Raw genomic sequence first — 24,758 nt, 5'->3', positions numbered from 1 at the left:
TGTAAACAATCCGATCGTGCATTTACTTATTTGGTAATAAAACACACCAAATCTTATCTTTACAACAGATATAACAATCTGATATTATTACCTGGTACTTAATTAAAAGTCAGCATACTATAGTCTCATAAAAAAACATAGTATGTTCATCTATAAAACATATATTTTCATAGCATACGTATTTCACTAATCTTCATTCACCGAAAGGGGTATACCGTGCAAGCAAAACACAATTCTGAAAAGAAGACCATTATATTCATTCATGGATTAGTTGGAAATCGTCGCGCCTTCAAAAAAGAATATAAACGATTTTCTTCTTCCTACAATATCATAACGTATGACTTACTAGGACATGGTGAAGACAAAGGACAAGCAATTGAATTTTCTTTAGAACGATTGGTACAACAACTCTCTGATCTTTATGAAACGGAAGGAATTAAACAAGCTCATATTTGCGCCCTAAGCTATGGGTGCTATATTGCTACTATATTTGCACACAAATATCCTGAAAAAGTATTAAGTCTTTGTCATATTGGAGGGCATTATAACAATCCATCCATGTTATATAATGTCTTTCGAAAATTTTGGGATAAAAGAGGACATGACTATTCTACTTGGCTACATCAATATGCAAATACAATTTTCCCAAGTGGAATATTAAAGGCAAATCCTTTTGCAGTCATTTCAAAAAATATTTATTATCGCTTTGGGCTACAACTACACTCGTCTATTATTGTCGAATCGCTCAAACACCGTTTAGAATTTGATTTAAAATCTCGTTTAAAAGAACTTTCACAACCTATTCTATGGGTAATGGGAGAACATGATCATCTCTACAAATCTTGTCTGTTCGACTTAAAATCTATCCTCCCAAACGTGTTATACAGAGAAATCCCGCTAGCTGGGCATGCCGCAAATTTATTTCGCCCTAGCTATTTCCATGATTTATATTCTCGCTTCTTACACGGGGATTTAAAATAAATATATATTCGTACAACATAAAAAGAGAGAAACATCTATTTATATATTTGTTTCCCTCTTTTTCATTTCTATTATTCATTTGTATTCACAAAAATAAAACGAAACATAAGAAAAGCTTTCCAGTTTCCTAGAAAGCTTTTCCTTATAATATGAAAGAGTAAAATTCTCTTATTACGCTTTTGTATAACCTGCTAAATGTTTGCTCCAGTAAGGGTTATTTACTGAACTAATTCTCACACCAGTTTCATCCGTTTCTGCACTGATGAACTGACCGTTTCCTAAGTAAATACCCATATGAGTCATACCACCAGCACCAGTAGTATTGCTAAAGTATACTAAATCGCCTGGTTGCGGATTGCTTGTTTTTGTCTTAGAACTCCAGTATCCCGCAACTGTTTGACGCTCACCGCTATGACCTGCTTTATTTAATACGTAGTGAATAAATCCACTGCAGTCAAAGCCAGCTGGTGTTGTGCCTCCCCATTTATATGGTGAACCATTTAATGATTGTGCAATTGATACAATTGATGACCCATTAGATTGTGTTGACGGTTTTTCTGTTTGTGGTTTTTCCACTTGTGTATTTCCTTGCTCACCGCCAGTAGTTGGACGAGAAGGCGTAGTTACGTTGTTTGTTCCGCCTTTTACAAATTTCACATAGTCCGCACTTACATATCCAGTTCTGCCATTATGGTTAATTTTATACCAGCCATTTTCTGCACCAGTAACTTGTAGTGTTGTACCATTTGTTACGCCACCAATTACAGCGTTATATGTAGCTGGGCCTGTACGTACTTTTAAAGCACCTGTATTAACCACGTATGATCCGCCAGTTTGAATTGTTGCATTATTGTTAGTAGCTGGTTTCTCTGTTTGGTTAGATACGGCTGTACCACCTTTTGTTACGAAGTCTTTGCTTATGTATCCAGTTCCACCATTATGGTTAATTTTAAACCAATCTTGTACTTCACCTACAACTTGTACTGTTTGGCCTTTGTTTACAGAGCCTAAAACAGTATGAGACGCGCTAGGACCTGTACGTACGTTAAGTGAAGAAACGTTAACTGTATAATTGCCTGTTCCTTGTTGAACAGCAGTTTCTTTCTTCCCACCAGTTGTTACGAAGTCCCCACTTACATAACCTGTTTGACCATTTACAGATACTTTAAACCAACCGTTTTCTTGACCAGTAACTTGTAGGACTTGACCTTCTGTTACTTTAGAAATAATGTTATGTTCTGTGCCAGCACCTGTACGAACATTTAGTACATCAGCTGTTACTGTGTATTTTAGTTCAGAATTTGTTTCTACCGCTTTTGTTTCCACTGCTTTTGTTTCAATTGTTTGCGTTTGAGTTTGTCCATTGATTTCTTTTAGTGCATCAGATGACACTTGTGCATGAGCAGAATCCATTCCAGGAACTGCTACACCAGCTACAGATGCTGCTGCTAAACCTGCTATTACTTTCTTCATAAGTTGTGTTTACTTCCTTTCCCTAATACCCTCTAAAAAAACGAACTTAATAATCTATAATATTATTAAATCTAAATGCATATAAAATACCATTTTTTGACAAGGGTTTTATTTTTCACACGTCGATTATTGTAAATGATTGACGTGAATTTTATGTGAACTTCATGTGAACTTTCAATTCCAAGACTATATTTTATAATAAAATCTACCTTTTTTTATTTTGAAATAATACTAAACTCTCTCATCACTCAAAGTAAAAAAGCTAATTATCTTATTAAAGAATATCATCGGCCTCAAATTAAAAAGTTTTTTTGCAGTTCCACCTTTCTATCATGACAAAAATCTTACCATTTATCAACTATATAATATTCTAAAAAATTATATTTCACTCACTATTCATTAAAAGTAATTCTTTTTCTCGGTAAGCAGACAAGAAATTATCTATAATTCGAGCTCACACCAATTGAATTCTTATTTATCCCGCTATTTGCAGGCAGTAAGACCCACACCTCAAGATTCAGAGAAAAAGCAATGTCCAGCTCTAGCGGCTAAAGAGGATAGGTGAAGAAAACCACCACTGATTAAAGTTTCACTTTATACAGAAAAGAATCCCTCTCTCTAGAGCAATCCAAGAATCCATAAATATTAAAACCGTTAGTACTTATACTATTAATAGCTGTTGCGATTTACACGATTATGAAAAAAGATTTAGGAAAAGATGCCAGTTATAGCGGGATAACTATTAAAAAAGGAATTATCTTCTCTTCTGTTATTTTTATCATCGGATTTTATGATGGCTTTTTTGGTGCTGGGACAGGATCATTTTTATTATTTACATTCTTAATTATTGGCTTTGATTTCCTTCAATCGGCCGGTAATGTAAAAGTTTTTAATTTTGCTAGTAACATCACTGCACTTATGATCTTTCTCTATTTAGATGTCGTTAACTTTGCATACGGTCTTCCAATGGGACTTACGATGATTCTTGGGGCTTTTGTTGGATCAAATTTCGCAATCAAAAAAGGGGCATCTTATGTACGAGTATTATTTATCATTGTAACGTTATTTCTTATCGGGAAAAATATTGCAGATTATTTAGGAACTATCTAAACAAAAGTTAGGTAATATGTGGTATTTGTAGCATTTAATTGATAAAATAACCTTTATACATCGAAATGACAGGAGGTTTATTATTAATAATGGAGCAAATTATCAATAATAGTTCAAAACATTATATAGAATTTCATTATATACTTGTATACTTACTATCCTTATTAACATTCAAAAAAGTAACAACGATCGAAATCAAAAAAAATGAATTAAAGGCAACCATAAAACAACAAAGAGATGCAATTGTAAAAGAAAACCCTTATAAATTATAAAGATATTCTATAACGGGCATAGAAAAAGGATTATCAAAATTGATAATCCTTTTTACTTTATTTATAAAATTTCACTCGAGTCTCTAACGGCTGAAATTCTTTTTCTCCTGCCGGTGCAACAGGTTTACCAAATGGCATTTGCGCAGTCAACTTCCAAGATTCTGGAATATTCCATTCTTTTCTTACTTCATCATCAATTAATGGGTTATAATGTTGCAACGTCGCTCCAAGCCCTTCAATTTCTAATGCGGTCCAAATTGCAAATTGCAGCATTCCTGATGATTGCTGGGACCAAGTTGGAAAATTATCTTTGTATAACGCAAACTTTTCTTGAAGATCTTCTACCACTTTACTATCTTCAAAATATAAAACTGTCCCATAGCCACTTTTAAAAGCATTCATTTTTTCTTCTGTTGGGGCAAAATTATTTTCCGGCACAATTTTCCGTAATGTTTCTTTCGTAATATCCCATAGTTTATCATGTTGCTCACCTAATAAAACAACAACCCTTGCACTCTGAGAATTAAAAGCTGAAGGTGTATGCTTTACGACATGATTCACTACTTCTTGAATTTTTTCATCAGAAACAACTTGCTCTTTACTGATTGCATAAATTGATCTTCTGTCTTCAATTGCTGAATAAAAATCTTTCGCCATACTAATTCCCTCCAATTTTTTAGTTGAGGCTGACTGTTATGTATTATGATAGATTACGCCTCAAACTTATTAATAATAAGCTTATAAACTTATTATATCTACGAACGAAAATACTTTCAAACAATTTAACTCATACTTTTTCAGTTTTTGTTTTTTGTGCTTTTTATATTCCCTAAAATTGAATTTCGCCACCTTCACTTTATTAGAGAAGAGGGGCCTCTCGATTAAAATGATAAAAAACAGCTTATTTACCACTCAACCCGAGTTGTAAACAAGCTGTTTCACTTCACCTACTTAACAATTTCAAATCCATAAGACATTAGTTTATGCGTTTCTGTAAAACGTTCCATCTCACTCTTCGTACCCATCACAACCGTTACGATTCGTTTATCTCCTTGTTTCGCAGTCCCTGTAAAACAATATCCCGCACTATCAGTAAAACCTGTTTTCAGTCCATCCATTCCTTCCATGTAAAGTTCTTGGTTGGCTGGATTTAACATTTCATTCGTACTTGTAACAGTTATATTGTTAAATGCTAACTGGCTTTGACGTAAATGCGTGACATCCAATATCTCTGGATAATCCTTTACAAGTCGGTACGCTAACTTCGCTACATCTGCTACAGTCATTTTCGTTTCACTTCCATCAGCTTCTTGCAATCCAGAAGCGTTTGCAAACTTAGTTGCCTCCGATAACTCCAGCTGTTTGGCCGTTTGATTCATAATCTGTGCAAAATCTTGCTCCGTCTTTGCCATATGTTCAGCTAAAGCAACTGCAGAATTATTAGCGGATTGAATCATTAATGCATGATATAAATCTTTAACCGTTAATACATCTCCTGTTTGCACCGGAATTCTAGCACCCTCTGCCTGTGCAGATTTAGCACTAATTTTCACTTGGTCGTCCCAATGAACCTTTCCATTATGTATATTTTCCAAAAGAATATATGCCGTCATCATCTTTGACATACTCGCCGGAGCAAGCTGCTCTTCTTCATTATTTTTATACATAACTTGTCCGTCACTTGCATCAATAATCATTGCTGCTTTCACTTCAACTACTGGGACATATTTTTGTGGAATTACCTTTTCAGATAACCCCGTCTCTGGTAACTCTGCTACTTGTAGAGGCGGACCATCTATTGTCATTTCCCCTGTTGCTTTGGACACATTCTTTTCTAAAATACTTCCTTGAAAAAAGAACCAACATGCACCCAAAATAATAGCACAGAGTATTGTTACACTTCCCCACCCTAACCTTTTCATCAGTAAAACTCCTTTTACTCTATCTATTATAATTTCAAATTTAACCATAACAATAATAGCTTAAAATCGTCAAGAGTGAATAAAAAAGAACCTATATGCCATTTTAGTTTCAGAATGACACTAAAAAACGAGTGGCTTTCCATATAAAAGCCACTCGTTTCTTTACTGACCTAAATTTTGAACTTTATCTTTTAAATCTTGAACTTGTTGCACTGTCTTCATAAACTCTGAGTTTTTAAATTGTTCTACATCCATTTTTCCTTCTTCTATCTTTTTCATAGTTGTATCAATCAATGCGCTTAATTTTTCATTATATCCAACAATTTGCTGATGAATGTCCTTTGCTACATCTGGAGGTGTCAATTCATTAAAAGCTGGAATATCCTTTTTTATCTCTCCAAGCTTAGTTTCTAATTCTTTTCGAGCAGCACTATCATTGATGGCTTTTTCTACTAATCCCGGCGCTTCATTTGCAAACGCACTTACTTCATTCACATAGTCTGTTGCCTTTTGAGCGTAATCAATTGAATTCTTACCTTCTTCAATGACAGAACATCCCATTAAACCGATTGTAATTAAAAACATAAGTAATATTATCTTTTTTAATTTCATATGTTACCTCCTAAACGAATATGGATCCGCTGTTTCTTCTTATACATTTATAAACACTTATTCCTTTCGTTATACTATTATCCAAAATACTAGTTATTTAACTTTTCATTTTCCTTACCTCAACTTATATATTCTAGCAAAACTTTTCCATTCCCTTGTCATACTTCACAAAGAAAAAAACAACTCATTCTCAAAATGAAAATTGGTTGTTTTTTTAAGCCGTCGTTCCAAAATCAAGCATATTAATCTTCACGTCATATTTTACAGAAACTTTACTAAAATGTTGATTCCGATTATTTTTCCTTTATCATACGAATTACGTTCTTACATATCCGATAACCGTTACCAAGTCTAATTCTATATGTACACTAATAATTTCCTCGATAATATTTGTATATCCTTCTCCAATAGCCGCTCCATATTTAATGGAAACTTCTTTTTTCTTATAAACAGACTGAGGTATAGTCAAAACAAATTTCCTAAGATGTCTTTCATCTACTGGTTCCATAAGCAAAATGATTCCGTCTTCTTCCTCAAACATACAATCATCCTTTCACATGCATTCCTACTATGGCTCAGTATTGCCTTTATTATATTCGTTCTAAACACATACATCATCAAGTTCCCTCATCGATACATCTAAATATTAAAAATTACAAACATTGAAACATCAAGAATTTGTACTTTTACTACGTGTGGTTATACTCCTATATCCATTTCATAAAGCTTGCGGTATTTCTCATTACTCATTAGAAGTTGTTTATGACTGCCTTGCATCACAATTTGGCCCCCATCAAGGAAAATGATTTCATCTGCATGCTCAATTCCCATAAGATGATGTGTTACCCAAATTACAGTTTTATCTTTCGTTGCTGCAAACATCGTTTCCAATAAGGCTACTTCCGTTTTAGGATCCAAACCAATAGTCGGTTCATCCAGTACAATAATGGGTGCTTCTTGCATAAGAGTTCTTGCAAAAGCAACTCTTTGGCGCTCGCCTCCAGAAAATCTCTTCCCCATCTCATGCATTTTCGTTTGTAATCCATTCGGAAGAGATTGAATATGAGAAGCAATTTGTGCTTGTTCTAAAGCTTTCCAAATATCTTGATCCGAAGCCTCAGGTCTTCCGATACGTACGTTATTCCCGATTGTCGTGTCAAACAAATGTGGTTTTTGATTTAACACCGAAATATATTTTGATAACAGGTTCGTATGTGCTAATTTTCCATTTAGTAAAACTTGACCATTTACTGGATTCAGAGCACCGGTTAATAACTTTAATAAAGTAGATTTCCCTGTTCCACTTCTTCCTAAAATAGCAATTTTCTTTCCAGCTTTTATATGAAGCGATATATCTTTTAATACGAGTTCATTACTTTCTGGGTAATGATACGAAACATTGTTCAATTCAATTTCTACATTCATTGGCACAAACCCTATTTCCTCTTCACATGTCTCTCGTCTTTCTTCTGCAACTATAGCACTCTCCACATTATGAAGACGATGTGCAGACTCTACGTAAGATGGAATTCGATCAATTGCATCTGAGACAGGGATAAGCGCATTTGTTATTGATAGTGTCATTAATATAAATGCTGCAATCACTGTTGGTGCAATTTGCCCGCTTCCCGCTTGATTTCCAGTCCAAATAATCATGGAAATGACAACGATTCCTACTATTAAATGAATGATCCCATCTCGAATATGATGCCAACGTTTCATCTTCTTTTCAATCTTTACTAACTGGACATTTTGCTCTGTATATTCTTTTACAAACTCAGTTGTTCTGCCGCTTGCTTGCCAATCGGATAATCCAAATACAGCATCTGTTAATTGTTGATATAAACGATTCCTACCTTGCTTCAATCTAACATGCTGTTGTTTCATCATGAATAGCGATACAAATGGAAGAAGAAAGACAATAACAGCTAACATGCTTCCTACTATAAGTGCAAACATCCAATCAAACGCACCAAGGATAACAACAAATATACTGTATACAGCTAACGCTAATATACTAGGGAATATTGTACGCAAATATAAATTTTGTAGATGCTCGATATCCTCAGATAATACCCCTAATACATCACCAGTTTGAAAGCGAGACCGTAAAAATAAAGCTTGCGGTTCTACTATTCTATACAACTTTGTACGCATCTTTTCTAATATACGGAGAACCACATCATGCCCAACTAAGCGCTCTACATAATGAAAAACAGCTTGCCCGATACTAAACGCACGCGTTGCCACAATCGGAACATATACGGCCATTATATTTTCTGGCTGAAGAGAAGATTTAGAAATTAAATAACCTGAAATGAAAAGTAGCATTGCCCCTGAACTTATCCCAAGAAGGCCGAGAATAAGAGTCAGAGTCATTCTCCCTTTATTTTGCTTTATATAAGGCCCAATCCAGTTATTCATTTCGCTCTCCTCCCTTCAGTATGAAAATGGAATGATTTTCCCTCAAAAAGCTCTTCGTATGTTCCTTTTTCTATAATCTTACCTTTTTCTAAAACAAGAATATGATCCATTTGTTTCATCCAATGAAGACGGTGAGTTGCAAGAAAGACAAGTTTCCCTTTAAATACACGTAACATCGCTTGCTTTATCTCAAACTCAGTTTCAATATCAAGGTGAGCTGTCGGTTCATCTAGTAAAATGATAGGCTTTTTACTTAACAGAGCACGGGCCATCGCAACGCGTTGTTCCTGCCCACCACTTAGCATACGACCGCCTTCTCCAATTCTTTCATACATTCCATTTGGAAGCGAATCAATAAGCGAACGAAGACCGACCTCATCTATTACTCTTTCTACTTCTTCACTGGTTGTATTTGTCTCATAAAAACAAAGATTATCTCTTAATGAAATCGGAAAAATATATGGCTGTTGCGGAATATAAGCGATATTTTGGATCCACGCTTCACGCGTACTTGTATTTATTGTATTTCCATCTACAATTATGCTTCCATTTGATGGCTGAAGAAACCCTGCTAACACATCGATTAATGTCGATTTCCCTGCTCCACTTTCTCCAATAATGCCAATCATTCCATTACCTTTCCATGAAAAGCAAATATCTTCTAGTATCTCTTTTCCTGTTTCATCATTACAAACATTTATCTCTTTTAATTCCATACTACTAGATGAATCCCACATCATTTTCACACTACTTATATGAGGTGACACATCTTTTTGTTTTTGCAAAATCTCTTCCATTTGCTCCATTGCGATTTGTCCATCTAATGTCGCGTGATAATTGGCCCCAACTTGACGAATTGGTAAAAAATATTCTGGAGCTAAAATTAAAATTGTAAGAGCTGGCAACAACGAAATCGTTCCGTCTATTAGGCGGATTCCAAGACCTACTGCTACAAAAGCAATTGATAAACTTGTAAAAAAATCGAGTGCAAAAGATGAAAGAAAAGCAACTCGCAAAGTACGAATCGTTGCTTTTCTATATCTCTTACTTACCTTTTCAATCTTTCCTTCATGCTGCTTACTTTTTCCTAAATACTTTAATGTTTCTAATCCTTTTAACGTATCTACAAAATGATTGGATAATACGCGATACGTATCATATTGATTACCAGCCATCTTCTGCGCTGCCAGTCCTAAAAGAATCATAAAAACGATAACAATTGGGATCGTTACAACTAGAATTACCGATGACTCCACATCAAGTGTAAAGACATATATAACAAGAAGCGCTGGAACGATACAACTTCTAATCATTCGAGGGATTGTTAACTCAATATATGTTTTAAACTTTTCTACCCCTTCAATTGATAAGGTCACCACATGACCAGTTCCACTTGTTTGAACAAATCTTGGTCCTAATGTGAAATATGCCTCAATTAATTGTTTGCGTAGTAGCAATCCCACTTTTTCAGCAAAACGTTCAACTAGTAACTGTGATGTTCGAATCAATATTTGACGTACAGCAAATGAAATTCCAAAATATAAAATTTCATTTAACACCCCCTGCACTTGTTCCCCTTGAAATAAAAACGTAATAGCACGGGCTAAAAATACGGTCTGCGCAATAATGCTACAAGCTTCTAAAATACTAATCATACTTAATGATACATATAAAATACGGCTACCTGGATAAGACGGAAGTCCTCTTTTTCTTTTCATTAGTACTCCAAATCATCGTCTGACTTAACAGGTTGTCTAAACACATAGAAACTCCATATTTGACTTCCGATTACAAACGGCAATATAGCAATTGAAAAATAAGTCATGAGTTTTAACGCGTAAGCCCCTGATGCTGCATTATAAATTGTTAAATCATTCATCGCCCCTAACGTACTAATCATGACACGCGGGAACATGCCAATAAACACACTTGCACTTAGCAAAATGATTGTTAAACTCGTCATAAAGAAAGCGAATCCGTCTCTTCTTCTTTTATTTAATAACGTTGATGCAAATAACGCTACAAAAGCTCCAATTGGGACCATAATCCACTCTGTACCATGAGCAATGAAAATATCAGTTTTCCATAATCCTACACTAGCAAAAATAAAAAGTGCTATTAATGAAAAGGGAGCAATTTTTATTGCAGCAATACGTGCACGTTCTCTTAATTTACCAGTTGTACGTATTGTAAGAAATTGCAATCCGTGAACGATACATAATAGAAGGAACATTACTCCTCCAAGTAACGCAAATGGATGCAGTAATTGCAGGAATCCACCTACAACATTTTTAGTTTCATCAATCGGTACACCTACCATAAAGTTTGCGATCGCAACTCCCCAAAGGATAGGTGGTAGCAAACTTCCAATAAATATGCCCCAATCCCATGCGTTTTTCCATTTATGGTTGTCTATTTTCGCACGAAATTTAAAAGCAACTCCTCTCATAATTAAGGCAAGTAGCATAAATACAAACGGAATATAGAAACCACTAAATAATGTCGCATACCAATGTGGAAATGCCGCAAACATAGCGCCACCAGCACAAACAAGCCATACTTCATTCGCATGCCAAAACGGTCCGATTGTATTTAAGTAAACTCGTTTTTCAAAGTCGTTCTTTCCTAAAAACCTTGAAACTGTTCCTACACCAAAATCGAAACCTTCAAGTACAAAAAATCCAACAAATAAGATTGCGATAATGAAAAACCACAACTCATTAAGAGATAACATACTCTTCCTCCTTATCAAATGGATCATGGCTTTGATAATCCTTTTTCGTTTTCTTATTCGCATGTCCTTTAATAATACGAACGAATAAGTAAACGCAAATTCCACCCATAATTAAATACATTGATGTGAATGAAATAAGTGAGAATAATACTTCGCCAAATGTTACATTTGGTGATACAGCATCTTCTGTTTTCATAACACCAAAGACAACCCACGGTTGACGACCCATTTCAGTCATAATCCATCCTACTGTATTACCGATGAATGGAAGAGCGATTGCATACACCATTAATTTTAAATACCAAGGCTTTTCAGCTAAACGATCTTTTCTTGATAAGAACCATCCGTAAGCTCCTAAAAGGATCATAAATGTTCCGCTCATTACCATCGCCCTAAAGCTCCAAAACATTGTACGTACGGGCGGAATGTAATCTCCAGGTCCATATTTTTCTTCATATTGCTTTTGAATTTGATTCATACCTTCTACTTGACCGCTAAATTTATCATAAGACAATAGACTTAACATGTATGGAATTTGAATTTCAAACGAGTTTGATTTTGTTTCCGGATTAATGTTTGCTAAAACTGTAAATGGTGCTGGATCTTCACTTGTATTCCATAATGCTTCAGCTGCTGCCATTTTCATTGGTTGTGATTTAATTAAATGCTGCGCTTGTGCATGACCAAAGAATAGTACAAGCGCTGTTGCAATTGTTCCAACAGTAATTGAAACTCGGAAAGACTTTTTAAACATCTCCGTCTCTTGTCTTCTTGAAATTTTCCATGCGCTAACCCCAGCGATAAAGAATGCTCCTGTTGCCAATGCTGCTGTAATCGTATGTGGGAACTGCACCCATAGTTGCGGATTTTGAATAATTGCCCAGAAATCGTTCATCTGCGCACGTCCATCTGCTGCCATTTCATATCCTACTGGAGCATGCATAAAGGCACTTGCAGTTAAAATCCAAAATGATGATAACATTGTTCCTAGTGACAAAAGCCAAATACATAGAAGGTGGATGCGCTTCGGGAGTTTATCCGCACCAAATACCCATAACCCAAGAAATGTTGATTCTATAAAAAAGGCTAATAGCCCTTCAATTGCAAGTGATGGTCCAAAAACATCACCAACAAAACGTGAATAAGTTGACCAGTTCATACCAAACTGAAATTCTTGTAAAATCCCCGTTACAACACCTACTGCGAAGTTAACAAGGAATAACTGCGCCCAAAACTTCGTCATCTTCTTATAAATCTCTTGCCCCTTTACGACATACAACGTTTGCATTAATGCAATAATAAAGGCTAAACCGATAGACAACGGAACGAAAAAATAATGAAAAATCGTCGTGGATGCAAATTGAATTCGTGCCAATTCGAGCGTATCCATGTCAAAATCACTTCCTTCTTACATTTTTATATTTTTTAATAGATTGTGTCGTAATGATAGAACTGATAAACATTACAACGCAATGAATCGGAAATACGAAAAGATAATATCACTTATGTATTGTTGGAAAATAGAAATCTTCTGTCTTTTTTACATGTAAGAAAAAATGCTGTTTCCATTCGGTTTACCTTTTCACTATTTCCACAGTGTTTTGTTCGTTAATCGAATTGTATAATATACTTACATAATAAATCCCTATGATTTTTGACGTATTATTGACAGGATTTTGTCTGAAATATGTCTTTTGTAATTTTTTTGAAATAGAAATTTCATATTATAAAAACGTATTTTTTTAACATAGAACTTACTTTTGTAGCAATACAAAAATCGATTCCCTCTTCATCCACTTGACTTTTCTTGAAAAAAATGTCCTGTATCCCATTCGTAAATTCGCTTATTTTTTGTCAAGAGAAAAATGTATTTTTAAAATTCAGACCAACAATATTACTATTCACAATAGAAAAATCCTACTTATTTTTTATATGAAAATTCACAATTTGGTCATTTTCTAAACATACACAAATATGCCGAACTACTTCTACCTTCACTCCGATTACGGGAAACTTCTCACTGCAACTAAAAAACACCGAGAATGGATTACATCCCCGGTGTTTCTTCTGACTTATTTTGCTGTATGCTTTTTTATAGCTGGTATAATTTCAGTCGCAATCAATTCAATATTTTTTACAATCTTCTCAAACGGCACACCACCAAAATCAATTTGTGCCATAAATCGTTGTTGTCCATATAGCTCATATTGGTAGAGAATCTTTTCGATAATTTGCTGTGGACTACCAATCATTAACGCATCTCTATAATCTATCGCCCCTGTAAACTGTTGCTTCGGATAGCCCCCACCACGTAATGCAAGCATACCAGCATTAATATGAGGATAATATTCACTAAGTGCATCCTGTGAATTTTCCGCTGTATAAAATAAACTTGTTGTCGCAATAGGTAAAGTTGCTGGGTCAAACCCACTTTGCTTTGCTGCTTCACGATAAGCATCTACTGAAACTTTGAAATTAATAGCAGGTCCACCTAGTGTCGTTAACATCATCGGTACACCAGCATGCCCTGCTTTAATTGCACTTGCAGGTGGCCCACCAACAGCACGCCAAATTGGCATCTTATTCTCTTTAGGTCTTGGTATAATCGTCGCATGTTCCAGCGGTGCTCTGAATTGACCTTTCCAAGTTATACTTTCTTCGCTATTTATTTTTAATAAAAGCTCCATCTTCTCTTCAAATAATTCTTCATAATTATTTACATCGTAGCCTAGTAAGCTATATCCCCCTATGCGTGAACCGCGTCCAGCTACGATTTCAGCACGACCATTTGAAATTAAATCAATCGTTGCAAAATCTTCATATACACGACTGGATCAGACGTACTTAATACTGTCGCTGAACTAGCGATTTTAATATTTTTCGTCGCTTGTGCAATCGCTCCTAAAATAACCGTATGTGCCTGCGTTGTAAAATACGTTTGATGACTTTCACCGACAGCAAATACATCAAGTCCTGCTTCATCGGCTAACTTACTTGCCTCAATTAATTCATGAATTCGCTGCTGTGCACTAATTTTCGAACCATTATGTGGATTTAAAATATGATCCCCAATTGAATATAATCCAAATTCAATTCCTTTACTTGTATCAATACGATATTTTTCCATAGCTACTCTCCCTCTCTTAATCAAGTGGTACTAATTTTTTTTCAATTTCTATTCTTTTCTCTTCTAAAAACGGTGGTAAATCTAACTTTTTCCCAAGCTCTTCAACTGATGAATCCACTGTAAATCCTGGACCATCTGTTGCAATTTCAAATAATATACCGTTTGATTCACGGAAATATAAACTGTGAAAGTAAAAACGATCAATAATTCCCGTTGATTCAAATCCCTTTCCTTTCACAATTCCATCCCAATAACGCAGTTCGTCTTCATTTTTCACACGAATAGCTAAATGATGAACGCTTCCTTTACCTGGTCTTTCCCGCTCACCTTCCTGTTGTTTCACAAGAATCTCTCCAAACGCTTTACCAGCGACAGATTGGTAAATCCCCTCTTCATCTGAACGAGAAACTTCTATATACCCAAACATATCTGTTAATGTTTTCGCTAATTTATTTAAGCTTCGTACTGTTATCTCAACTGTTCCCATACCTAAAATGCGATGTTTTTGTTCTATAAGAGACTCTTCCCACTCCGTCCAATGCTGAGGTACTTCTTCACCATTGTTGTTTAACAATACTAATCGTAAGCCGTCTGGATCTTCAAAATGTAAAGCACCTCGACCAGCATATGTTGTAATTTCACCATGTTTAACTTGTAATGATTCAAAGCGCTTCTTCCAAAATGTAAGACTTTCAAAAGATGGGACGAGTAGCCCTATTTGCGTAATTGCATTCGTACCACGAATGGTTCTTCCTACATTCGGCATTTCAAAAAATGATAATTCTGTTCCAGCACTACCTGTTAAATCCCCATAAAATAAATGATACATAAAAGGATTATCTTGATTCACAGTCTTTTTCACTCGGCGCAAACCTAATACTTTTTGATAAAACTCATTATTTATTTGTGCATTTTTTGTCATCATTGAAATATGATGATGCCCAGGAATTTTATACATTTTTTGTTCCTCCCTTTATCGATTGACTAATCAAGTGATAGTGTAAAAAAATTACTCAGACGGTAATTCTTTTTTTTCACTATTTTTATGAACACGCGTTATTAACTTATATAGTGTTTCTTGTTCTTCTTCGTTTAATACATCCTCAAAAAATGATGATTGAAACGCAAGTTGCTCCGGTAATGCTTTGTCTAAAATAGAGTCCGCTTTCTCCGTCAGACTAATCATTTTCATTTTCCAATCTTGTTTACGTACAATATATCCTTCTTTTTCAAGGCGCGCTAGCATACGCGAAATACCACCTTGTGTAACCGTAACTTTTTCAGCTAACTCCATTTGCGTGAGTGGCTGATAAATTCGAATTTGCATGAGGACATCAAATTGAGCAGTCGTTAAATCAAAACGTTTTAAAAAGTCATTTGACAACTGATTACTTTGATTTGTAAAACGGATTAAACGTAACCAAATTAATGATCCTACCGTATTTTCACGCATTTCGAATCCCTCCTCATCACTGATCTTACTATCACTTTACTACTCAACTGATAAAGTTGCAAGCAAAAAATTTCAACGATTGAAACCTCCATCAGCAGAAGATTCCCCCGCTGATGGATCTGATCTCTCTCAACCGCCGTCCGTATTGCTCCCTAATTCTTGAGAAAATGTTTCATACACTATGTTCAATTTCCTTGTCTTTCGCTACCTTTTTATTGTTTGTTATATTCCTTATTTTTTTAATCGCTCCTACCAATCCTGTCGGGAATCCTAATAACACAATAATATATAGCAATCCAAGGAAAATCGTCCACCGTTCAAAGATTGGGTACTGCGTCGCAAGTTCAGATAAATAATATTTTAGAGATTCAATAATCCCTGCGCCCGCAATTGCTCCAATTAATGTTCCAACTCCCCCAATCATCGTCATCAGTAAAGCATTCAAAGTCATTTCAATCGAGAACACAGTTGTATTTATAAATCGTAATGTAATAACAAACAACCCACCGCTAATTGCTGCGACCACTCCTGCAACTATACTCGCGATAATTTTATAGTGAAGCACTTTATATCCAAGCGCTTCTACCCGTTGCTCATTTTGTGAAATCGCCTTCAAAACTTTTCCGATAGAAGATTGGGTAAATAGGCGCAGCAATAAAAAAATTACAAGTAGACATCCGAGTGTAATATAGTAAAAAGCGAAGCGATCACGAAACATATCCGGTACACCAAATGTAAATCCATCTCCTCCATGCGTGACGGCTCGCCATTTTTCAGCAAGTACAAAAAATAGTTGGGAAACAGCCAGTGTTAGCATGGCATAAAAATGACTTTTTAACCGTAAAGAGAGTAAACCAATTATATAACTAATGATCGCTGCTAATATAACGGCCAACGCAATACCAATAAAAAAACTCATTATAGAAACTTCGTAGCGATCAAATAAGAGTGCGACGCAATAAGCCCCTATTCCAAAAAACATACAATGACCAAATGAAACAATTCCTGTATATCCAAGAAGAAGATCAAAGCTCATTGCGAATATAGCAAAGATGAAAATTTGTGTGAACAAAATGAGTAAGCTCCGCGAATCATTTACGAAAGGGAATATACTTAAACAAACCAATACAGCTACCCCAAAATATATCCCAGCCCGGTTACATGTACTGTTCACCATTTCACCCCTTTTCACCAACAAGTCCTGTCGGTTTAACTATTAAAAAAAACAATAACATTAGCATATTAATCGCGAGTGATAAATCAGGTATATAATATGCCGTAAATGCTCCAGCCAATCCAACAATTAAAGAGGCTAGCGCCGAACCTTGCACACTGCCTAATCCCCCAATAATGACAACAATAAAAGCTAAAATCGCATACTGCATACCCATTTCAGCAAAAATAACGCCTGAATATGGTGCAAGAAGAAACCCTCCTAATGCTGCCATTCCAGCTCCTAATAAAAAGACAAATGAAAATATAGCCTTTACGTTGATACCAAGAGCTTGTACCATCTCCTTATCCATTACACCAGCACGAATCATAAGACCTATTTTTGTTTTACGTAATAACAACATCAAGCCAATATAAATTACGACTCCAACGATAATGACAAATAAGCGATACTTAATTAATATAATGCCATCAAATGTAAAACTCCCTTGTAACCATGATGGTAATTTAGCACTAATTGGATTCGGTCCCCAAAATACTTTTATACATTCACTAAGTACGAGCATTCCACCAAGTGTAACAAGAAGTTGACGAACATGATTGCCATAGACAGGACGAATGAGAAATCTTTCTAAGATGAAACCAAGGAACATTCCCATCACAACTGCACCAATTAATGCAAGCATATAACTACCGGTCATATTGAATAACCAAACCCCTGTAAAGGCTCCCCATGCAAACAATCCACCATGAGCAAAATTAAGCACACTCATTAATCCAAAAATAAGCGATAGTCCAGATGCTAATAAGAAAATAAGCATACCTGTCGAGACGCCATTTACAAACAAATTCACTAACACATCCACGTGCTATACCTCCTCCGTATCAATGTTAAGAAATCCCTAAATATTTCTGACATGCTTCCTTATCTTCTTTCAATTCATTCATTGGGCCGTTATGCACGATTTTTCCATTGTCCATAATATAAAAATAATCACCTATCTGACTAGCCATCATAAAATTTTGTTCTACAAGTAAAACAGTTGTTTTCTCTTTCATTTTTAAAATAGCTGACATTAACTTTTCAATCATAATCGGTGCTAATCCTTTACTTGGCTCATCGATTAATAGCAATCCATCGCTATTAATAAATGCCCTTGAAATCGCTAGCATTTGCTTTTGTCCTCCGCTCAACAATCCACTTTTTTTATTCCAATATTGTTTTAAATCTGGAAATAGATCCAGCATCCATTCTACTTTTTCCGCATATTCTATTCCTTTTTTTACCCCGGCAAGAGCAAATGTTTCCTCTACCGTTAAATCATGAAAAATCCCTTGATTTTCTGGCACATAGCCTATTCCCTTTCGTGAAATCAGATGAGTAGATAAACCATTTACTTTTTCATCACCATAATACATTTCACCATTCGAAATTCGATGAAATCCCATAATTGAACGTAAAGTTGTTGTCTTTCCAGCCCCATTTCTCCCAAACAATACGGTGATTGTTCCTTTCTCAACCTTAAAAGAAACACCTTGCAAAATATGAAACTGATCCAAATATGTTTCTATATTATCCACTTTTAATAGTGTCACCGTACAATCCCCCTAAATATGCCGTTTGTACACGCTCATCCTTCATAATCTCTTCTGGTACTCCTTCAGCTAATAGTTCACCATGAAATAATACAATAAGATAATCTGATACATGTAGAACCATATCCATTTTGTGTTCAATAAGTACAACTGTATTCTCACGATTTTTCTTTATATTCTCTATTACTTGAAGAATAGCTGGGACTTCCTCAACAGAAATACCGGCTGTCGGTTCATCAATTAGCAGTACCTCTGTCCTGAGCGCTAACAGCATAGCTAGTTCTAATTTCCTCTTTTCTCCATGTGCTAAATCTTTCGCTAGCACTTCTTCTTTTTCTTGAAGTAATACGGTCTTCAGAAGACGTCTTGCTTCTCCCATCTGCTGCTTAAATCGTGAGAAGTTTGGAAAAAAACTATAATAATCTTGCGTAAACGACTGTACACTTAAACGTACATTTTCAATCACTGTTAAATCCGGAAAAATATTTGTAAGTTGAAAAGAGCGTCCCATTCCAAGGCGTGTCCGCTCTGGAATCGATAACTTTGTAATATTACGTCCATTAAAATAAATCTCTCCTTTTGTTGGAGTAATCTGTCCACTTAACAAGTTAAAGAGCGTCGTTTTCCCTGCCCCATTCGGGCCAATAATAGAAATAAGTTTCCCTTTTGGTATCGTCAAATGCACATTTTTGATAACATGGTGTTCACCAAATGAGACACAAAGATCTCTAGTCTCTAACAAATTCTTCACTCTATGTCCTCCCCTATAAAGCTTTTATTTTTAGGGTAAAAAAGAGAAACGGATGTAAAGAGAGTTAGCCTTCTCTCTTTACATCTTTAATTTAAAAGAATATTCCATTTATTTATTTTGAATTGGGGGCTCTGTTTCTTTCATTGTTAGTTCACGCTCTAGAACAGGTACTGGATAATCCACACCATCTTGTTTTTGCAGCGTTATAGAATAAAGCGTTTGCAAAGCTTGGTGATCTTTCTCCCTAAATTTCATCTTCCCTTTTGGTGTATCAAATTCCATTCCTTCCATTTTCTTAATAAGCGTATCAACATCTGTATCGCCTTTTGTTTTCTTTAACCCCTCCACAATAGAAATTGCCGCTGACATTCCTCCAGCTGTAAATAAATCTGGAACTGCTCCATTGAAACGTTTCTTATGTTCTTCCACTAGCCAATCGTTTACTTTATTTTTCGGAAGTGTATGATAATACACTGAAAATCCTTGCATACCTACTAATGCATCCATCGTTTTTAACGCTGGTATATCTGGTGCCCCAGTTGAAATTTTAATCCCTTGTTCTTCTACCTTCATATCCTTTAATTGCTTCCATGGTGAATTCGCACCAGCCCAAACAATAAACAAATAATCTGGTTTCGAACTAATGATATTTTGAATATTCGCTGTAAAATCAGTAGAATTTATATCAGCGTATTGTTCGTTTACAATGTTTGCCCCTAGTTTCTTCGCCCCAGCTTTAAATGCTGCAATTCCTTCCCGACCAAAAGCGTTGTCTGGCGCAAATGTAGCAATCTTTACATCTTTCTTAGCAATCGATGCTGCACCAGCAATTGCATCTTGAGATGAATTTCTTCCTGTTCTAAATATATATTTATTCCAGTTCTTACCCGTAATACTATCTGCAACTGCAGGTTCAACAACCATTATTTTTTCATACTCTTCAGCCAGCGGTAATACTGCTAACGTATCACTAGAACTCGATGATCCTACTAAAAAATCAACCTTATCTTCTTCTAATAGTTTCGTAGCTTTCTTAACTGCTACATCCGCCTTCGTTTCCGTATCTTCTACAACAAATTTAATCTTCTTTCCTTCCACTTTTCCTGTTCCACCGGTTGCATAGTCAAGCCCCAACTCAAATCCATTTACCGTTTGTTTTCCATACGATTCTAATGGACCTGTTAACGAAGCAAGAACACCTACCTTGATCGTTTTCTCACCATCTGTACTTGCTTTCTCCCCTGAACAACCTGCTGTTACTAACAATGAACCAAGAATACATCCCGTAAACACCATTTTTAGCCACTTACGTTTTTTTGCTGACATTGTGATCCTCCCTATACTTTACTTTCTGATAGAATCAAATACGCAATAGCAGTAAAACACCCGTAATCATGACTTTTCACAATACAAATAATGTTATCAATAGAAAATTCTTGAAGTACCTCTACATTCGCCAAATATTCCCAAACACCTTCCCGTACATTTGTAAATATTTGTACAATTATTCGAATTACACAGTTCATTCCTTAAAAACATACTAACTATCCGCTTCTCAAAGAATATCCCGTACCATTACTTATTGCTATATCACCAAATTATAATTTCCCTTCCACTTTTTTATTTCATGTATAATAAAAAGTGCGATATTTCAATATACACTGAAAAAACGGATTAGTAAAAAGGAGAAACTGATGGATAAATTATTACAAGAGATTGCAAATTTGATTAATAGAATGGATAAACGAATTATTATTGGGATTTCAGGACATGGTGCTGCCGGAAAAAGTACGTTTGCCAATAATCTCATAACTCTTTTCATGCAAAATGAAATGAATTACATGAATACAGATCCATATATTGTGAGTTCGGATATTCGTAAGCATGCAGCTATTGACTATACATACGAAAACGTAAATCATCATTATAAAATGACCGCTTGTCATCCAGCTGCACATCATGTAGCAGCTTTAGAAAGAGATGTTCAGATGATCAGAGATGGATTAGATTTTTATACAATAGACACGGATTATATGAAGAGTGAGTTAATTTCTTCAAAAAGGAAAGCAACAATTGTAGAAGGTATGAGTGTCGCATTTATTAATCCCGATTTATTGGATTTGAAAATTTACTTATACACAGATAGCCAAACGGAATTAATGAGAAGATCTAGTCGTGATATTGTTGAAAGAGGGGTCGATATTCAATATTTACAACAATCTCATGAGGAACGTCGAATTCAGTATGAGGTGTTTATGCATCCGTACAGTCAACATTTTGATATTGTTGTCAAAAATACCGACGAAGCGACTTACTTAGAAAAAAATACACTTACATTTTAGAAATATACGTAGTTTGTCATGATTTAGGTTTAATCTATCATTCTTTTTTCATACATAACAAAACAGCGCAGAGTCTATTCTACGCTGTTTTCACTTGCATATTCATTATAAAACTAATTGTTTTCTAATCTACGTAACCCTTCTTCCACCTGTTTCTTATCCAATCCTTCACCAATCATTACAAGGTTTGTCGGAAATCCAAAATCCTGTTCTAATAAAGTTGGCACCCCAAATGAATATTGTAATAAATGGGGATATTTATCTCCATGAAATTTGATAAATCCTTTTACACGATACACTTCATTTGGCAACTTGGAAAGCCATTCATATAATTGGTCTCGATCAATTGATTTTCCAAATTGATATGTCATCGTTTGTATATGTAAATGCTGTTTTACATGTAATGTCTCATGTCCTTCATTGCTTCCAAATTGAGATTCATCTATATCTTCTAAAGATATATTGCAATACTTTGTTTCATACAACTTAGCATGCTTATTAACAGCCTTTACATCTTCCCATACCTTTTTCTTATCCTCATCTGTTAGTAAATCTGATTTATTAATAAGAATATGGCTTCCATATTTTATTTGCTCCCGTAATAACTGTTGAACATTTGCACTTAATAAATCTCGATTTAACCACCTCATTGCATCTAAGACGACTACAATTGATTTCACTTCAAGAAAAGGGGCTAATATTGGTGATACACATGCATCCAACACTTCAATGGGATGTGCAACTCCAGTTGTTTCTATGTAAATCACATCTGGCTTTTCTTGTTGATATAAAGAATGTAACTGTATCTCAAGTTCTTCTTTTAATGTGCAACAAATACACCCTTTTAACAGTTCTCTTAAAACATTCTCCTTCCCAATAATGTCTGTATCTACTGAGTATTCACCTATTTCATTCATTAAAACGGCAACTTTACGATTTTTTTTCTTTTCTGCTAACAATAAGTTTTGAAGTAACGTTGATTTTCCACTACCTAAAAATCCACCTAATATATGAATTTCTACTTTACTCATATGACCGACCATCCATTTCTTTTCTTTAAATATATAAAACGTAATAATTCCGATTTACTTCTATTATTTTATTAAAAGAATTACGATTTGTAAACAAAACTTCTCAACTATCCTTTTTATTCAATTATTGATTCACTTCATAAGCAACTCGAATCCCAGATTCAATCGCCCCTTGCATCCATCCATGCGTTAATGTTGTATGTTCTCCCGCAAAATACACCCTACCAGCTTGAGGAGCAATATAAGGAAATATCTCGGTTTCCTGTCCTGGTTCAAAAGCCGTAAATCCTCCACAAGAATATGGATTTCGGCTCCAGCTAAATGACGCCCCTGTTATAAATTCTCGATATACCTCCCTTCCATATATTTGCGCTAAATTATTTAATGCAAATTGGATCCGTTCTCTTTCAGATAAACTATCCCATGTTAACGCCTCGTCAGCCCATGTGTAACTGGCTAAAACAATTGCAGATCCAGGTGTATGAATACCATAACTCGGATAATACGTAAACCGAATAGGTAAATCAGTGATTGATTTCCCCCCATATTGTCCTTTTCTTTCCCAAAATCGACTTTTAAATTCAATAGCAATTTTAGTTGCAGCAATATAGTTTAACTCACGAATCGCGCGCCGTTTATAATATGGAAATAAATGTTCTGGCTTAACTTCAACAAAACGTAATGCTGAGAAAGGAATTGTTATAATCGCTACGTCACCTGTTACATGAAATTCTTCTAACTTCCCTTCATGATTGACTTGAATGATGACACGATTATCTTCTTGTTCAATTTTTGTCATTTTATAACGAAACAGTATATCATCTTTAAGCTTAGGGAGAAAGGAATGCGGCAGTGCATCCATCCCACCAGTTATCTCATAATATTTAGCCGTTGATGTAAAAAAGATCATTTCACGTAATACTTCAATTAAAGACATCCCCATATAAGCTTCCATATCAAGAAGTATTCCAATCATATCAATTGCACCGTCAGAATAATAATAGTTTAAAAAAGAGCCTAGCGAAAATAATTTATATTTCTTTTCTATAATTCCCCAATGTTTATCTGGGTCTTTCTTAATAAAATTAAGAATTGGATTTAATACGTAGAGCATTAGCTCTTCGGCTGTTTTTCCTCTTTCATTCATCCTAGTTGGATAATTTAATATACTTGGATTCCTTTCAAATATACTAAGTCTAGTTTGAACAGAATTAGTATAAATAATATCTGAAGGTGTTCTATTTATAAACAAATTTACCGGAAGCTTAAACTTTTGAATATAGCCCATCGTTAAAAAATGCGTATCCGGAATTCTCATCGGGCCTGCATTAAAATACAATCCACTTCCAAAAGGATCCCGAATTGTATGCACTCTTCCGCCTATCCTATCATTTGCTTCTATAATCGTCACTCTATGCCCGGCTTCTTTCAACAAAGAAGCTCCAACTAATCCCGCAAGTCCTGCGCCAACAATAATAATATGTTTTGGCTTCTCTGTTTTCGCTACTCCTGCACGAATAATATGAAGCATGTGTTCCATTGTTAATGGATTTGACATCCCAAATTTCTCCTCTTCATAAGGATTATATTGGATTATATTCAATACAAAGGATGCCTATGTTTCATTCCTTATAACTCACATCTACATAGGTGGATGTATTTTGAAATACTTGAATATATTTTATAAAATGTTATAAAATATATTTGAACCTATAGAAGTAAGACCTATTTTTCTTACATATCAAAATTACTGAAAT

22 protein-coding genes and 2 pseudogenes are annotated in these 24,758 nt (G+C 35.1%); 4 read left to right on the top strand and 20 right to left on the bottom strand.

Going from position 1 to position 24,758, the window contains the following annotated elements; genetic code table 11:
- The first annotated feature begins 216 nt into the window (after positions 1-216).
- A complete protein-coding gene (locus CN373_RS18690; protein ID WP_098359876.1) occupies positions 217-981 on the top strand; it encodes an alpha/beta fold hydrolase in 765 nt (254 codons plus the stop codon).
- A 171-nt stretch (positions 982-1,152) separates the two neighbouring features.
- On the opposite strand, the gene entFM is transcribed toward CN373_RS18690, so the two are convergent.
- Complete coding sequence (entFM, locus tag CN373_RS18685; RefSeq protein ID WP_098359875.1) at positions 1,153-2,454, bottom strand: enterotoxin EntFM; 1,302 nt, start codon at positions 2,452-2,454, stop codon at positions 1,153-1,155.
- A gap of 642 nt (positions 2,455-3,096) precedes the next feature.
- Here entFM and CN373_RS18680 point away from each other — a divergent pair.
- Both CN373_RS18680 and CN373_RS18675 read left to right on the top strand, forming a co-directional pair.
- Positions 3,097-3,564, top strand: a pseudogene (locus CN373_RS18680) (sulfite exporter TauE/SafE family protein); the annotation flags it as partial.
- Positions 3,565-3,653: 89 nt separating this feature from the next.
- Positions 3,654-3,836 carry a hypothetical protein gene (locus tag CN373_RS18675; RefSeq protein ID WP_000435027.1) on the top strand — a complete coding sequence of 61 codons (183 nt, stop codon included), beginning with the start codon at positions 3,654-3,656 and terminating at the stop codon, positions 3,834-3,836.
- Positions 3,837-3,893: 57 nt separating this feature from the next.
- Here CN373_RS18675 and CN373_RS18670 read toward each other — a convergent pair whose 3' ends face one another.
- The 17 genes and pseudogenes from CN373_RS18670 to CN373_RS26055 form a co-directional block, all read right to left on the bottom strand.
- A complete protein-coding gene (locus tag CN373_RS18670; protein ID WP_001029950.1) occupies positions 3,894-4,493 on the bottom strand; it encodes a nitroreductase family protein in 600 nt (199 codons plus the stop codon).
- Positions 4,494-4,783: 290 nt separating this feature from the next.
- Positions 4,784-5,758: a D-alanyl-D-alanine carboxypeptidase family protein gene (locus tag CN373_RS18665; protein ID WP_098359874.1), complete on the bottom strand. Its 975-nt coding sequence runs from the start codon at positions 5,756-5,758 to the stop codon at positions 4,784-4,786.
- 162 nt (positions 5,759-5,920) lie between these two features.
- A complete protein-coding gene (locus tag CN373_RS18660; protein WP_000768446.1) occupies positions 5,921-6,370 on the bottom strand; it encodes a DUF6376 family protein in 450 nt (149 codons plus the stop codon).
- A 316-nt stretch (positions 6,371-6,686) separates the two neighbouring features.
- Positions 6,687-6,911 carry a hypothetical protein gene (locus tag CN373_RS18655; protein ID WP_098359873.1) on the bottom strand — a complete coding sequence of 75 codons (225 nt, stop codon included), beginning with the start codon at positions 6,909-6,911 and terminating at the stop codon, positions 6,687-6,689.
- Positions 6,912-7,069: 158 nt separating this feature from the next.
- Positions 7,070-8,794 (bottom strand): thiol reductant ABC exporter subunit CydC, encoded by a 1,725-nt coding sequence (gene cydC, locus CN373_RS18650; RefSeq protein ID WP_098359872.1) that lies wholly within the window; start codon positions 8,792-8,794, stop codon positions 7,070-7,072.
- Positions 8,791-10,512: a thiol reductant ABC exporter subunit CydD gene (gene cydD, locus CN373_RS18645; protein WP_098359871.1), complete on the bottom strand. Its 1,722-nt coding sequence runs from the start codon at positions 10,510-10,512 to the stop codon at positions 8,791-8,793. The genes cydC and cydD overlap by 4 nt, the downstream gene beginning before the upstream one ends.
- Positions 10,512-11,528: a cytochrome d ubiquinol oxidase subunit II gene (cydB, locus tag CN373_RS18640; RefSeq protein WP_000950057.1), complete on the bottom strand. Its 1,017-nt coding sequence runs from the start codon at positions 11,526-11,528 to the stop codon at positions 10,512-10,514. Before cydB ends, cydD begins: the two co-directional genes overlap by 1 nt.
- Entirely contained in the window at positions 11,515-12,918 is a 1,404-nt protein-coding gene (locus tag CN373_RS18635) for a cytochrome ubiquinol oxidase subunit I (protein ID WP_000380157.1), read from the bottom strand. Before CN373_RS18635 ends, cydB begins: the two co-directional genes overlap by 14 nt.
- Positions 12,919-13,600: 682 nt before the next feature.
- A pseudogene (locus CN373_RS18630) lies at positions 13,601-14,655 on the bottom strand (LLM class flavin-dependent oxidoreductase).
- 16 nt (positions 14,656-14,671) lie between these two features.
- Complete coding sequence (locus tag CN373_RS18625) at positions 14,672-15,613, bottom strand: ring-cleaving dioxygenase (RefSeq protein WP_000276782.1); 942 nt, start codon at positions 15,611-15,613, stop codon at positions 14,672-14,674.
- 51 nt (positions 15,614-15,664) lie between these two features.
- The gene (locus CN373_RS18620) at positions 15,665-16,108 is read right to left on the bottom strand and encodes a MarR family winged helix-turn-helix transcriptional regulator (protein WP_001208969.1); all 444 of its coding nucleotides are present in this window, start codon (positions 16,106-16,108) and stop codon (positions 15,665-15,667) included.
- A 172-nt stretch (positions 16,109-16,280) separates the two neighbouring features.
- Positions 16,281-17,285 (bottom strand): branched-chain amino acid ABC transporter permease, encoded by a 1,005-nt coding sequence (locus CN373_RS18615; protein ID WP_000248248.1) that lies wholly within the window; start codon positions 17,283-17,285, stop codon positions 16,281-16,283.
- Between the two features lies 1 nt (position 17,286).
- Entirely contained in the window at positions 17,287-18,147 is an 861-nt protein-coding gene (locus CN373_RS18610) for a branched-chain amino acid ABC transporter permease (RefSeq protein WP_098359870.1), read from the bottom strand.
- A 25-nt stretch (positions 18,148-18,172) separates the two neighbouring features.
- A complete protein-coding gene (locus tag CN373_RS18605; RefSeq protein WP_000173539.1) occupies positions 18,173-18,877 on the bottom strand; it encodes a branched-chain amino acid ABC transporter ATP-binding protein in 705 nt (234 codons plus the stop codon).
- Positions 18,855-19,628 carry an ABC transporter ATP-binding protein gene (locus CN373_RS18600; protein WP_098359869.1) on the bottom strand — a complete coding sequence of 258 codons (774 nt, stop codon included), beginning with the start codon at positions 19,626-19,628 and terminating at the stop codon, positions 18,855-18,857. The genes CN373_RS18605 and CN373_RS18600 overlap by 23 nt, the downstream gene beginning before the upstream one ends.
- A 108-nt stretch (positions 19,629-19,736) precedes the next feature.
- Positions 19,737-20,954 (bottom strand): substrate-binding domain-containing protein, encoded by a 1,218-nt coding sequence (locus CN373_RS18595; protein WP_001274769.1) that lies wholly within the window; start codon positions 20,952-20,954, stop codon positions 19,737-19,739.
- An 11-nt stretch (positions 20,955-20,965) separates the two neighbouring features.
- On the bottom strand, positions 20,966-21,088 hold the full coding sequence (locus CN373_RS26055; RefSeq protein WP_002056446.1) for a hypothetical protein: 123 nt from the start codon (positions 21,086-21,088) through the stop codon (positions 20,966-20,968).
- A 234-nt stretch (positions 21,089-21,322) separates the two neighbouring features.
- On the opposite strand from CN373_RS26055, the gene CN373_RS18590 reads away from it, so the two are divergent.
- Entirely contained in the window at positions 21,323-21,970 is a 648-nt protein-coding gene (locus CN373_RS18590) for a uridine kinase family protein (RefSeq protein ID WP_098359868.1), read from the top strand.
- Positions 21,971-22,083: 113 nt separating this feature from the next.
- Here CN373_RS18590 and CN373_RS18585 read toward each other — a convergent pair whose 3' ends face one another.
- Both CN373_RS18585 and CN373_RS18580 read right to left on the bottom strand, forming a co-directional pair.
- Positions 22,084-23,001, bottom strand: a complete 918-nt coding sequence (locus tag CN373_RS18585; RefSeq protein WP_033664075.1) for a CobW family GTP-binding protein — start codon at positions 22,999-23,001, stop codon at positions 22,084-22,086.
- A 124-nt stretch (positions 23,002-23,125) separates the two neighbouring features.
- Positions 23,126-24,559: a flavin monoamine oxidase family protein gene (locus CN373_RS18580; RefSeq protein ID WP_000070242.1), complete on the bottom strand. Its 1,434-nt coding sequence runs from the start codon at positions 24,557-24,559 to the stop codon at positions 23,126-23,128.
- Positions 24,560-24,758 lie beyond the last annotated feature (199 nt).

Source organism: Bacillus cereus (assembly GCF_002561295.1).
Taxonomy (GTDB): domain Bacteria; phylum Bacillota; class Bacilli; order Bacillales; family Bacillaceae_G; genus Bacillus_A; species Bacillus_A cereus_S.
The sequence above is the reverse complement of the archived record's forward strand: the minus strand, read 5'-3'. Positions and strand labels throughout refer to the sequence as shown.